The 12786-nt window shown below is 74.4% G+C and carries 10 protein-coding genes; 7 read left to right on the top strand and 3 right to left on the bottom strand.

Translation table 11 applies throughout. The annotated features are described in order from the left end of the window. Positions 1–15: 15 nt before the first annotated feature. Positions 16–747, bottom strand: coding sequence for a VIT1/CCC1 transporter family protein (locus A6A06_RS17250; RefSeq protein WP_073762232.1), 732 nt, complete (start codon positions 745–747; stop codon positions 16–18). A 405-nt stretch (positions 748–1152) separates the two neighbouring features. On the opposite strand from A6A06_RS17250, the gene A6A06_RS17245 reads away from it, so the two are divergent. From A6A06_RS17245 to A6A06_RS17215, 7 genes are all read left to right on the top strand, one after another. Continuing rightward, entirely contained in the window at positions 1153–2244 is a 1092-nt protein-coding gene (locus A6A06_RS17245) for a LacI family DNA-binding transcriptional regulator (RefSeq protein ID WP_242440769.1), read from the top strand. 140 nt (positions 2245–2384) lie between these two features. Then, positions 2385–3476 (top strand): ADP-ribosylglycohydrolase family protein, encoded by a 1092-nt coding sequence (locus tag A6A06_RS17240; protein WP_443333747.1) that lies wholly within the window; start codon positions 2385–2387, stop codon positions 3474–3476. Further along, entirely contained in the window at positions 3473–4957 is a 1485-nt protein-coding gene (locus A6A06_RS17235; RefSeq protein WP_443333746.1) for an ADP-ribosylglycohydrolase family protein, read from the top strand. Before A6A06_RS17240 ends, A6A06_RS17235 begins: the two co-directional genes overlap by 4 nt. Further along, positions 4954–6252, top strand: a complete 1299-nt coding sequence (locus A6A06_RS17230; RefSeq protein WP_079194047.1) for an ADP-ribosylglycohydrolase family protein — start codon at positions 4954–4956, stop codon at positions 6250–6252. The genes A6A06_RS17235 and A6A06_RS17230 overlap by 4 nt, the downstream gene beginning before the upstream one ends. Continuing rightward, positions 6252–7742 (top strand): ADP-ribosylglycohydrolase family protein, encoded by a 1491-nt coding sequence (locus A6A06_RS17225; RefSeq protein WP_073762035.1) that lies wholly within the window; start codon positions 6252–6254, stop codon positions 7740–7742. Before A6A06_RS17230 ends, A6A06_RS17225 begins: the two co-directional genes overlap by 1 nt. Before the next feature lie 96 nt (positions 7743–7838). Continuing rightward, positions 7839–9074, top strand: coding sequence for a CaiB/BaiF CoA transferase family protein (locus A6A06_RS17220; protein ID WP_073762034.1), 1236 nt, complete (start codon positions 7839–7841; stop codon positions 9072–9074). Further along, positions 9071–9997 (top strand): HpcH/HpaI aldolase/citrate lyase family protein, encoded by a 927-nt coding sequence (locus tag A6A06_RS17215; RefSeq protein WP_073762033.1) that lies wholly within the window; start codon positions 9071–9073, stop codon positions 9995–9997. The genes A6A06_RS17220 and A6A06_RS17215 overlap by 4 nt, the downstream gene beginning before the upstream one ends. A gap of 215 nt (positions 9998–10212) precedes the next feature. On the opposite strand, the gene lgt is transcribed toward A6A06_RS17215, so the two are convergent. After that, complete coding sequence (lgt, locus tag A6A06_RS17210) at positions 10213–11304, bottom strand: prolipoprotein diacylglyceryl transferase (RefSeq protein WP_073762032.1); 1092 nt, start codon at positions 11302–11304, stop codon at positions 10213–10215. A gap of 282 nt (positions 11305–11586) precedes the next feature. Further along, positions 11587–12663 carry a DsbA family protein gene (locus A6A06_RS17205; protein WP_073762031.1) on the bottom strand — a complete coding sequence of 359 codons (1077 nt, stop codon included), beginning with the start codon at positions 12661–12663 and terminating at the stop codon, positions 11587–11589. Positions 12664–12786 lie beyond the last annotated feature (123 nt).

The following is a 12786-nucleotide window of genomic DNA, read 5'->3' as shown; positions in this document are numbered from 1 at the left end:
GTGCTGCACGAGGCGTCACCCTACGGCCGTACCGAACAATGTGCCCAGGACGTACGTCACACCTGCCGCCGCGCCGCCGAGGGCCAGCTGCCGCAGCCCGCTGAACCACCAGGACCGCGCCGTCACCCGCGCCACGACGGCCCCGCACCCGAAGAGCCCCACCAGCGCCAGCAGCACCGCGGGCCACAGCTGGGAGGCGCCCAGCAGGTACGGCAACACGGGCAGCAGGGCGCCGAGCGCGAAGGAACCGAAGGACGAGACGGCGGCGACCGTCGGCGACGGCAGGTCGGACGGGTCGATGCCCAGCTCCTCGCGGGCGTGGATCTCCAGCGCCTGCTCCGGGTCCTTCGACAGCTGCCTGGCCACCTCACGGGCCAGCTCCGGCTCCACACCGCGCGACTCGTACAGCGCGGCCAGCTCCTCCAGCTCGTCCTTCGGGTGCTTGCGCAGCTCGCGCCGCTCCACGTCGAGCTCGGCCAGGACCAGCTCCCGCTGGGAGGCCACCGAGGTGTACTCCCCGGCCGCCATCGAGAAGGCACCGGCGGCCAGGCCCGCCAGGCCGGTGATGATGATGGTCTGCTGCGAGGCCGCGCCGCCCGCGACGCCGGTCATCAGAGCGAGGTTCGACACCAGCCCGTCCATCGCGCCGAAGACGGCGGGGCGCAGCCAGCCGCCGTTCACGTCGCGGTGCGTGTGGTTGTCGCGGTGGGCTATGTGCGTGGGCGCCGAAGCGTCCATGACTTCCATGACGGACATATGAGGACCCGTTCCCTTCTCGCGAGGTGTGGGCCGATGCCGGCGCTTCCCCCTCCAACACCTCGAAGCTATGCGCCGCTTACCCCGCCGCGCTAGCAAGGAAGGCCGAACTTACTGCGCTGACCTGCGGGTTTGTGGGAGCTGTGGGCGAGGGTGAGGGGTGGATCACAGCGGGCGGGGCGGCGGGGTGCGGAAAACCGTATGCAGAACTGCGGAAAACCTCAGTGCGGTCGGGGTAGCGACGCGGGATTCTGTAAACGTTTTCAGTAGCCGGTGTGCGAGGGGGCGGTGGCGATGGGACGGAATGCGGGACCGGGAGAGCGGGAGCACGGGAAGGCTGGGGAGTACGGGGAGAGCGGGGAGCACAGGGAGAGCGGGGAGCGCGGGAAGGGTCGGGTGTACGGGACGGATGGGGCGGAGGCCGGGCGCGGTGGCGGGGCGGGCTCGCGGCCCGGCGGGCCGCCCACCGTGGAGACCATCGCGGCGCGCGCCGGTGTCTCCATCGCCTCCGTGTCACGGGTGCTGAACGGCCGCGGTGCCCGCCCCGGCACGATCACCCGCGTCGAGCGGGCCGCCGCCGAACTGGGCTACGTCGCCAACGCAGTGGCCCGCTCCCTCAAGGACGGCCGCTCGATGCAGCTCACGTTCGCCATGCCGGACATCGGCAACCCGGCGTACGTATCGATGGTCCGCGAGATACAGGCCGTCATGAAACCGGCGGGCTACCGTCTGCTGCTGCACTCCACCGACGCCGTCGTGGAGGACGAGCTCGCCGTCCTGCGCAGCCTCGCCGACCGGACGAGCGACGGGCTGATCCTGTGCCCGATCCGCATCACCCCCCGGCATCTGGAGGCCCTCGGCCGGGCCGTCCGCCCGGTCGTCGTCATCGGCTCGCTGCCCGACGGCGCACCGCACGGCCCGCTCGTCGACAGCGTCCGCGCCGACTCCGTGACCGGCGCCGAAGCAGCCGTACGCCACCTCGTCGAGACGGGCAGACGCCGCATCGCGTTCGTCAACGGCCCCGCGGACACGGTGCCCGGCCGCCACCGCGCCCTCGGCTACCGCACCGCGCTGGAGTCCTGCGGCATCGAGCTCGACCCCACGCTCACGGTGACCACGGACTTCACCGTCGAGGCGGGCGCCGCGGCCCTGCACGGCCTGCTCGACGCCCGGTCCGACATCGACGCCGTCTTCTGCGCCAACGACCAGCTGGCCCTGGGCAGTTCGCAGACACTGCACACCCGCGGGCTGGCCGTCCCCGGCGATGTCGCGGTGGTCGGGATGGACGACACGCTCCTCGCCCGCGCCGGGTGGCCGCCGCTGACCAGCGTGGACCTCGGTTCGGCCGAGCGCGGCCGGATCGCGGCCCGCATGATGCTGGACCGGCTGCGCGAGCCCGCCGACGCGCCCCGCGCACCGGCCCGCCGCGAAACGGTCATGCCCCGCCTGATCGTCCGCGCCTCCTCCGCACCGGCCGCCTCCATATGACCTCCGGCCGGGGTGTGCCGCCCCGGCCGGATCTCCCGCACCCGCGCCGTCCGCCGCCGCGCCCACGCCGACCCCGCCCACACCACGCCGCCACCTGCGCCGACGCCCACCCACCTACCGCTCAACAGATCGGCACGCACATGAGCGCACTGCACCTACCGCTTCCCCCTCCCCCGTCGGCCCGGCGCCCGCTGCTGCGCCCTGTCCCGTCGCCCCGACCCGAGTGCCCCGCCGGCCTGCGGGAGCACGCCCGCGGCGCCATGCTCGGCCTGGCCGTCGGTGACGCGCTCGGCGCCCCGGCGGAGAACATGAAGCCCTCACAGATCCGTCAGCGCTGGGGCCGTATCGAGGGTTTCGTGACGGACGACCCGGTCGGCACGGACGACACCGAGTACGCCGTCTTCTCCGGGCTGATGCTGGCCGAGCACGGCTCGTCGCTGACCGTGGCACACGTCGAGGCGGCCTGGCACCGGTGGATCGCCGACCTGGACGAAGGCCCGTTCCGCGGCGCCGGTTTCAGCGAGCGCGGCACCTTGGAGAATCTGCGCCGCGGGCTGGCCGCCCCCATCTCCGCCCAGCACCGCCACGCCTGGAGCGACGGCCTGGCCATGCGCGCCGCGCCGTTCGGTGTCTTCGCCGCCGGCCGCCCCGCCGAGGCCGCCCGGCTCGTCGCCGTGGACGGCACGGTCAGCCACGAGGGCGAGGGCATCTACGGCGGCCGGGCCGTGGCGGCCGGAGTCGCCGCGGCGATGGTGGCCGGCTCCACGGACGCCGTCATCGCCGCGGCGCTGTCCGTGGTGCCCGAGGACTCCTGGACCGCCCGCTCGCTGCGCCGCGCGGTCGCCGCCGCCCGGCGCTCCCGGCTCACCCCGGACAGCACCCAGCTCGGTACCGAGCGCGCGGTGCGCTCCGCCGTCGTCATCGGCGGCTATCCGTGGACCGACCTGGCACCCGAGGCGGTGGGACTGGCCTTCGGCGCGTTCGCGGCGGCCCGCGGCGACTTCACCGCCTCGGTGCTGACGGCGGTCAACATGGGCCGGGACGCCGACACGACGGCCGCCGTCGCGGGCGCCCTGGCGGGCGCACTGGGCGGCAGCAGAGCCGTCCCGGAGCACTGGGCCCGGGCCATCGGCCCGGTCCGCGGCAGCTGTCTCCCCTCCATGGCCGGTTACCACGTCCTGGACATCGCGGAGTTGCTCACTCCCCTGCCGGACGAGGCGACGGCGTCATGACCCTCGAACCACGCCCGGCCGGAGAGCACCGGGACTCGGCAGCGCCCATCGGCGACGCACCCAGCGGGCCCACCGAGCCCACTGACACCATTGGACCTTCTGGCCACTTTGAACCCACTGGAACCACTGCCCCTATTGGACCCACTGACCCCCTTGGCCTCGCCGGACCTGTTGAGCCTGTTGGGCCTGTTGGGCCTGTTGGGCCTACCGTCCCACCACCGGCCCGGTCCGACGCGGACGCTCCGCCGGGCCCCCGTCCCCCGCCGCGGCGCCGGGTCGAAGGGCTGCTGCTCGGACTGGCGGCGGGGGACGCGGCCGGATGGCCCGCGGCGCGGCACCGGGCGGCGCGGATGCCCGAGTGGACCCGGCGGCTGACCCGCGAGCTGGACACCTTCGCCGAGCAGAACGCGACGACGACCCTGCCCGTCCCCATCGCCCTCAACCAGCCGCCGGAACCACTGCGGCTGGGCCCGTCGGACGATGCCGAATGGGCGGCCTTCACCGCGGAGGCCGTGCTGGCCGCCGGGGGCACCCCACCCGGTGGCCTCGTCCGGGACCACCGGATCCGTACCGCCATCGACCTCGCGTGGAGCGCGCTGGCCGACGAGATCGCCGCGGCCGCCGAACGGGCGCCCGAGGTGGAGTCGGCGGTGCTGCCCCTGCGGGCCCGCATCTCGGTACGGGCCGGGCTCGGCAACCTGGCCGCAGGCCTCCGCCCGCCCGCCACCGGCCACGACAACCCCCACTTCTTCGACGACGCCGCCTGCGTACGGGCCTGCGTGCTGGCCGTCGTCCACCCCGGCGATCCGCTCGCCGCCGCGGAACTGGCGGAGTTCGACGCCCGGTACACCCAGGACGGTGACGGCGTGCACGGTGCCCGCGCCATGGCCGCCGCCGTCGCGGCGGCGCTCGGCGGTGCCACCGCGGACGCCTGCGCCGACGTGGCACTGGCCCAGCTGCCGGAGGGCACGGAAATCCGCCGCAACGCCCTGCACGCCGTCCGCCTCGCCCGCGCCGTGGCCGCGGACCGCCCCGATCACCCCGATCGCCCCAACCGCTCCGACCGCTCCGGTGACGCGTTCGCCCTCGTGCCGACCTTGGAGCACCAGATCGTCGATCACGTCTACAGCTACGGCATCGCCGCGGCGGAGACCGTCCCCGTGGCGCTCGCCCTCGGTATCGCCGGCGGCGGACGGCCGGCCGAGGCCGTACCGGCCGCCGCCTGTCTGTCCCGCGTCGCCGACTCGGCCCCCGCGCTCACGGGCGCGCTGACCGGCGCGATCAGCGGGGCGCCCGGTGTCCCCGGCAGCTGGCGCGATGCCTGTCGGACCCTCTCGGGCTGTGCGCTGCCCCGGCTGGCGGGCACCGACCTCGTCGAACTGGCGGCCCAGCTCGCCCGTACGGACCCGACCCCACCCGGGCCCGCCCATCCCCGCCCCCGTACGTCGGAACCCCGTCCCGGAAGGACTGAACGGTCATGACGTATCCCGTACCTCCCACACCACAGCCGGAACGACGACAGACGCACGCACAGGCACAGGCACAGGCGCACGCGCAGTCGCGGACACAAACGCAGGCACACGTACGGGAGTCGGCGGGCTCCGCAGCAACCCCATCGCCGCCGTCGCCCCCGTCCTCCCCCTCCCTGGAGGACCGGGCGGTCGGCTGCCTGGTCGGGGCCGCGGTCGGTGACGCTCTCGGCGGGCCCGTCGAGGGCTGCACACCGGAACAGATCACGGCGCGGCACGGCGGCCGCGTCACCGGCATCGTCGGCCCCTTCCACGCGGACTGGCGCACCGCACGCCCTCTCGCGCCGTACCACAAGGGCGACGGGCACGTCACCGACGACACCCTGATGACCCATGCGCTGGTGCGGGTCTACGAGAAGGTCCGCGACCATCTGGACGCGTACGCCGTCGCCGAGCACCTGGTGCCCGACCTGATCGGCGCGCCCCGCTGGATTCCCGAGCTGGAGGCGGAGGCACTTCCGCTGCACCGCCTCTTCCTCGCCGAGAAGTGGCTCGTGGCCCGGCTGCACTACGGACACGTCGACCCGCGCGAAGCGGGTGTCGGCAACATCGTCAACTGCGGCGCGGCGATGTACATGGCGCCGGTCGGCATCGTCAACGCCGGTCATCCCGAAGGGGCTTACGCGGAGGCGGTGGACATCGCCGGCGCCCATCAGTCCTCGTACGGGCGGGAAGCCGCCGGTGTCCTCGCGGCCGCGGTGGCCGCCGCCTTCAAGCCGCGGGCGACACCCGCGTCCGTCGTCGAGGACGTGCTGTGCCTGGCCAAGGACGGTACGCGCGCCGCCGTGGAAGCCGTCTGCACGGTGGCCGGGCGGTACACCGACTTCGAGTCCGCGCTGGAGCCCCTGCGTACGGCCGTCGAGCCCTTCGACACCGTGGGTCCTGCCTACCGCGAGCCCTCCCTCGGCGCCCGCCGCCCGTCCCGGCTGCACTCCATCGAGGAACTCCCCATCGCCCTGGGCATGTTGCTCGTCGGCGCGGGCGACTTCCGCCGTACGGTCCTGGGCGCGGTCAACTACGGCCGTGACTGCGACTCCATCGCCACCATGAGCGGCGCGGTCGCGGGGGCCCTGCGCGGTGAGCGCACGATCCCGGCGGAGTGGGGCGAAAAGGTCTCCCGCGCGAGCCGGCTCGATCTGCGTACCCCCGCCGTGGCGCTCGCCGAGGTCGCCCGCGAGGTCTTCGCGCGGGACCGGCGGCGCCGGCTCGACCACGAGCGCGCCTTCACGGCCATCGCGGGTGCGTGATGGCCCGCCGGCAGCCGGGCGAGTCCCCGGACCAGCGGCCCGGAGCCCTGCGCCTGACCTGGGTACAGCCCGAGGACCTGATCGGGCACGAGCTGCGGCAGGCCGCCGAGGACGGGCGTGACGCCTCGTCCGTCGAAGACCGCTGGCGCGCGGCGGGCGGCCACCCCGCCCCTGCCCGGTCCGGCGCCTCCCCGCGCCCGGCCGAGCCGCACCTGCGCGCCCTGGCCGGCCGGCTGCTCGACGAACTCGCCGAGCAGCCCTCCCCCTTGGCCGACGACGAACCCACCGACCTCCCCGCGATCAAAGCGGCCTGCCCCGGCCGGCCGCCCGACGTCGCACCGGTTCCCGGGCCCCAGCGCGCGTCCGGCCCCCTGCCCGCGTCCGATGCCCTCCGTCCCCGTCTGGAAGCCGCCTGGCTGGGGCGGGCGGCCGGGTGTCTCCTCGGCAAGCCGGTCGAGAAGCTGCCGCTCTCCGGGATCCGCGCGCTCGCCCGGGGCACCGGGAACTGGCCGCTGCGCGGCTGGTTCACCGAAGTCGGCCTGGACCCGGCCGTCGCGGCCCGCCATCCCTGGAACGCCCACAGCCGTGCCACCTCGCTGGCCGAGAACATCGACGGTATGCCCGAGGACGACGACCTCGACCACCCGGTGCTCGGCCTGCTGCTCCTCCAGCGCCACGGCCACGGCTTCCGCACCACCGACGTGGCCCGGCTGTGGCTCGACGAACTGCCCGCGGGGCGGACGTTCACGGCGGAGCGCGTGGCGTACCGCAATCTCCTGGACGGCATCGAGCCCCCGCACACGGCCTCCTTCCGCAACCCCTTCCGGGAGTGGATCGGCGCGCTCATCCGGGCGGACGTCTTCGGCTGGACCCGCCCCGGCGACCCGGCCGGTGCCGCGGAGGCCGCCTGGCGGGACGCGACGCTCACGCACACCGCCAACGGTGTGTACGGCGAGATGTTCGCGGCGGCCGCCATCGCCGCGGCGGCGGGCGGTGGCACGGACGTGCACGGCTGTCTGCGGGCCGGGCTCGCCGTCGTACCGCAGCGGTCGCGGCTGGCCAGGGCCGTACGGTTCGGCATCGAGGCGGCGCGCGCCGAACCCAGCGGTTCCGACGCCGGTTTCGCGGATGTCGTCGACCGGCTCCACCACGCGTTCGGCCACCACCACTGGGTGCACGTCGTGCCCAACGCGGCGCTGCTCGCCGCCGCCCTCACCCACGCGGACGGCTCCTTTCCCGGCTCCATATGCCGTGTGGTGTCCGGGGGCTGGGACACCGACTCCAACGGCGCGACGGCCGGTTCGATCACCGGTCTCCTGGCAGGGTCACCGGACGCACTGCCCGCCCGCTGGACGGCGCCGCTCCGCAACCGCCTCGCCACCACCATCAGCGATCTGAACGGCATCGGCTTCGACGCGCTCGCGGCCCGGACCGCTGAGCTGGTCGTCACCCGCAGCGCCGCCCGGCGACCACCGGACACCGGTCCTTGAGCGCTCCCCTCCCCCGGCCCGGCCCACCCCCCGAAGAACCCGAAGGACACGAAGGACACGAAGAGCTCGAAGGACTCGAAGAATGCGAGGCACACCGTGCGGCAACAACAACCACCGCCCGCGCACCACCCTCCCGCCACCGCCCCCGGGCCCCTCGCCGGGCTGCGGGTGCTCGACCTGGCCACCCTCTTCGCCGGGCCACTGGCCGCCACACTGCTCGGGGACTTCGGGGCCGAGGTCATCAAGGTCGAGCACCCGCGGCGGCCCGACCCGTCCCGCGGCCACGGCCCCGCCAAGGACGGCGTCGGCCTGTGGTGGAAGCTGCTCGGCCGCAACAAGAAGACCGTCACCCTCGACCTCGCCGCCCCGGGCGGCCGGGACGTCCTGCTGCAACTGGCCGCCACCGCGGACGTCGTGATCGAGAACTTCCGCCCCGGCACCCTGGAGAAGTGGGGCCTGGGCCCCGCCGAGCTGACCGCCGTCCAGCCGGGGCTGGTGCTGGCCCGGGTCACCGGATTCGGCCAGTTCGGGCCGTACGCGCACCGCCCCGGCTTCGGCACCCTCGCCGAGGCGATGAGCGGGTTCGCCGCGCTCACCGGGGAGCCGGACGGCCCTCCGACGCTGCCGCCCTTCGGGCTCGCCGACTCCATCGCCGCGCTGACCACCGCGTACGCCGTCATGGCGGCGCTGCGCGGCCGGGAGAGCAGCGGCCGGGGCCAGGTCGTGGATCTGGCGATCATCGAGCCGATGCTGACGGTCCTCGGCCCGCAGCCGGTCTGGTACGACCAGCTCGGCCACGTCCAGCCCCGTACGGGCAACCGCTCCTCCAGCAGCGCGCCCCGCAACACCTACCGCACCGCCGACGGCGACTGGCTCGCCGTCTCCGCCGCCACCCAGTCCGTCGCGGAACGGGTGCTGCGCCTGGTCGGCCACCCGGAGTTCGTCTCCGAGCCGTGGTTCGCGACCGGCGCGGGGCGGGCCCGGCACGCCGACGAGCTGGACGCGGCGGTGGGCGGCTGGATAGCGCGGCACGGCCGGGACGAAGTGATGGCCGCGTTCGAACAGGCCGAGGCGGCGGTCGCACCCGTCTGCGACATCCGCGGGGTCATGGACGACGAGCAGTACCGCGCGCTGGGGTCGATCACCGAGGTCCCGGACGACGAACTGGGTACGGTCCGGATGCAGAACGTCCTCTTCCGCCTCTCCGCGACGCCCGGCGCCATCCGGTGGGCGGGCCGGCCGCACGGCGCGGACACGGACGCGGTGCTGTCCGGTCTGCTCGGCCTGTCCGCGGCGCGGATCGCCGCGCTGCGTGCGGACGGTGTCGTATGACCGCCACCGGCGCCCTGCCCGCCGCCCCGGCCCCCATCCCGCCGCTGACCTGGCTCTACGTACCGGGTGACCGTCCGGCGGTGGTCGCGAAGGCGCTGGTGTCCGGGGCCGACGCGGTCGTGATCGACCTGGAGGACGCGGTGGCCGACGACCGTAAACCGTACGCCCTGCGGGCCACCGCCGAACTGCTCGCCGCACGACGGCCCGTGGACCCTGGCCCCGTCCCCGCCCCCGCGATCCACGTCCGGGTGAACGCGCTCACCGGCCCGCGCGCCGCGACGGAGATCCGGGCCCTCGCGGCTCTCCCCGCGCTGGCCGGGCTCCGGCTGCCCAAGGTGAGCGGGGCGGCTGACGTCCGCCGCGCCGCGGCCTGGGCGGCCAGGGCCGGACCGGCCCCCAGAAACGCCGTAGAGGTGCCACCCCTGCACGCACTGCTCGAATCCGCCCTCGGTGTGGAGAACGCCTTCGCCGTCGCCACCGCGCACCCGGCGCTGTGCGGCCTCTCCCTGGGCGAGGCCGATTTGCGGGCCGAGCTGAGCGTACGGGACGAGGACGGACTCGGCTGGGCCCGCGGCCGTACGGTGATCGCCGCCCGCGCGGCCGGGCTGCCGCCCCCGCCGCAGTCGGTCTTCCCCGACCTGCGGGACACCGAGGCGTTGGCGTTGTCGTGCGCACGGGGCCGGGCCCTGGGCTTCCTCGGCCGGGCCGCGCTGCACCCGCGCCAGCTGCCGGTGATCGAACGGGCCTACCTGCCCACCGCCGAGGAGGTCGAGAACGCCGTGGAGACGGTGCAGGCGGCAACCGGCCGCGGAGGCGCCTGTGCCCTGCCCGACGGCCGCTTCGTCGATCCGGCCGTGGTCGCCGCCGCCCGCCGCGTCCTCGCGCTGGCGGCCCGCGGAACCCGATGCGGGGAGGGCCGATGAGCCCGCGGGGACCGGCGCAAGCACACCCGGCGAACCGGCGTAGGCCAGCGCACGCAGCCCCGGCGAACCGGCATGGGCCAGCACACACAGACCCGGCGAACCGGCATGGGCCAGCGCGCTCAGACCCGGTGAGCCCGCCGGACACGGCGGAGGCCGTCCCGACCCCGCTGGGTCCGGACGGCCTCCGTGAAAGTCGGGCGGTACGACGCCGCGGGTCAGGACTCCTTGCCGCTCCGGCTCCCGGAACCGGCGTCCTTCGTCAGCTTCGCGGCACCCTTGGCCACGCTCTCCGCACCGCTGCCCGCAGCCTCGGGAGCCGCCTTGGCGTCCTTGGCATCCTTGCCGCGCTCGTCGCCTTGGGCGCGCTCATCGCCTTCGGCGCGCTCGGCGGTCTTGGTACCCGCCGTGGCCCCGGCGGTCCCCGCCTTCGCACCGTCCGCCTTCGCACCGTCCTTCTTCGTCCCGGCGTCGTCCGCGGCCGCGTCCAGTGCTCCCGGCTCGACGACCTCCTCGCGGCCCGGGATCTTCTTCGCGGAGACCACGATGTAGACGACGGACACGACGAGGCCGATGAGCGCGGTCCACACGTTCAGCCGCAGACCCAGGATGTGGTGGGCCTCGTCGACCCGCATGTACTCGATCCAGGCACGGCCGGCGCAGTAGGACGCCACATACAGTGCGAACGCCCGTCCGTGGCCCAGCTTGAAGCGCTTGTCCGCCCAGATGACGAGCAGCGCGACGCCGATGCACCACAGCGACTCGTACAGGAACGTCGGGTGGTAGGTGCCGCCGACCCGGCCGATGGACGGATCGTCGCTGATCTTCAGCGCCCACGGGAGGTCGGTGGCACGGCCGTAGAGTTCCTGGTTGAACCAGTTGCCCCAGCGGCCGATCGCCTGGCCCAGGGCGAGGCCGGGCGCCAGCGCGTCCATGTACGCGGGCAGCGGGATGCCGCGGCGGCGGCAGCCGATCCAGGCGCCCACCGCGCCGAGCGCGACGGCGCCCCAGATCCCGAGGCCGCCCTCCCAGACCTTGAAGGCGTTGAGGGGGTGGCCGCCCTCGCCGAAGTACGGCTCGTACGTCGTGATGACGTGATAGAGGCGGCCGCCGACGAGCCCGAAGGGCACCGCCCACACGGCGATGTCCGCGACGGTTCCGGAGCGGCCACCGCGCTGGATCCAGCGCTTGTTGCCGAGCCAGACGCCGATGAAGACGCCGATGATGATGCAGAAGGCGTAGCCGCGCAGCGGGATCGGGCCGAGGTGAACGACACCCGTGGAGGGGCTGGGAATGAATGCGAGGTCCATGGCAGGGACGACGCTACCGCGCCAGGTGGGCGCGACGACAACCCACCCGGCTACGGCTGTGTAACGACCATCACTGCCGGCGGTCGATTACGGACACCGTATCGGCCCGCCCCGACGCCGGACCGGGCCGACGCCGCACCGCATCGACCCGCCCCACCACCGGACCGGCCCGACGCCACACCGCCCCGGCCCGCCCGGCCAGTACCCCGGCCCGCCCGGCCAGCACCCCGGCCCCTCCGGCCAGCACCCCGGCCCGCCCGGCCATCGCACCGGCCCGCCCCGTCACGGCGCCGGGGACCGGTCCGCGCTCCCGCCCGTATGCCCGGCACCGGAGCCGGTACCGGCACTGTGCCCAGCTCCGGCACTGTGCCCGGCCTCCGCACCGGCACCGGCGCCCTGTCCGGCTCCGGCCCCGTGACCCGCACCGGCCGTCGTGCCCGCGCCCGCCGAGTGCCCGGCCCCACTGCCCGCCGAGTGCCCGGCCCCGCTGCCCGCCGAGGCGCCGGCCGTACCGGCCCCGGTCTGCGCCGTGCCGCTGCCGGAGTTGGCGCCGGACGGTTTGTCCCCAGAGGGTCCGCCGCCCGCCTTCTGGTCCTTGGCGGCGTCCCGGACCTTCTTCTTGAGCCCGTCGGGGGTGAGGTTCTTCTCGTCCGCCAGGTTCTTGCCGTTGAGCAGGACCGTCGGTGTGCCGCGGTGACCGGAGTTGGTGAAGGCGGAGTTGGACTTGTGGACGAAGTCCAGGTATTTGCCGTCGTTGACGCACTGGGTGAAGGTGTCGCCGGCCAGCCCGTTCACCTTCCCGGCCAGCTGGATCAGGTACTTCTTGTCCGCGAAGCGGTCCTGCTGCTCCGGCGGCTGGTTCTCGTACAGCACGTCGTGGTATTCGCGGAAACGGCCCGCGTCCTGGGCGCAGAGCGCGGCGTTGGCGGCGGTGACCGACCCCTTGCCGCCCATGCTGCCGTCGATGATCGTCGCGAGGTGGTAGTCGCTCTTGAGCTGCCCGGAGTCCTCCAGCTCGTGGATGGCGCCGCGGAAGCCCTTCTCGAACTGGGCACACGCGGGGCAGCGGAAGTCCTCCCACACCGTGAGTGTGGACGGGGCCTCCTTCTTGCCGACCGGCACCGCGGGCTTGTCGCTGTCCTGGGTTCCCTTGGGCAGGGCCACCTTGCCGCTGCCGGAGTTGTCGTCGCCCGAGGAGGCGGCCCAGACGCCGACGCCACCGGCGACGACCAGCACCGCCACCACGGCCGCACCGACCTTCAGCTGGCGGCCGCGCCGCTCGCGCGCCTTCTCCTTCGCCCGCTGGGCCTGGAGCCGCTCACGGGCGCTGTTCTTTTTGTCTTGATTGTTCTGGCTCACGCCCCTGAACAACGAAACGGAGGGGTGCCCTCGCACCCCTCCGCCGCGTTCTTCGTCCTAACGAGGGACAGTCCCGCCGGACACCAGCCCGGACACCGATCCGGGCACCGATCCGGACACCGG

Source organism: Streptomyces sp. CB02923, assembly GCF_001905005.1.
Classification (GTDB): domain Bacteria; phylum Actinomycetota; class Actinomycetes; order Streptomycetales; family Streptomycetaceae; genus Streptomyces.
This window is presented reverse-complemented; position numbering and strand designations above follow the sequence as displayed.

Excerpts from the sequence above, each read along its gene's own strand:
- lgt (WP_073762032.1), bottom strand. The coding sequence starts at position 11,304 with ATGGACCTCGCATTCATTCCCAGCCCCTCCACGGGTGTCGTTCACCTC.
- A6A06_RS17215 (WP_073762033.1), top strand. The coding sequence starts at position 9,071 with ATGACCGCCACCGGCGCCCTGCCCGCCGCCCCGGCCCCCATCCCGCCG.
- A6A06_RS17230 (WP_079194047.1), top strand. The coding sequence starts at position 4,954 with ATGACGTATCCCGTACCTCCCACACCACAGCCGGAACGACGACAGACG.
- A6A06_RS17235 (WP_443333746.1), top strand. The coding sequence starts at position 3,473 with ATGACCCTCGAACCACGCCCGGCCGGAGAGCACCGGGACTCGGCAGCG.
- A6A06_RS17250 (WP_073762232.1), bottom strand. The coding sequence starts at position 747 with ATGGAAGTCATGGACGCTTCGGCGCCCACGCACATAGCCCACCGCGAC.
- A6A06_RS17225 (WP_073762035.1), top strand. The coding sequence starts at position 6,252 with ATGGCCCGCCGGCAGCCGGGCGAGTCCCCGGACCAGCGGCCCGGAGCC.
- A6A06_RS17240 (WP_443333747.1), top strand. The coding sequence starts at position 2,385 with ATGAGCGCACTGCACCTACCGCTTCCCCCTCCCCCGTCGGCCCGGCGC.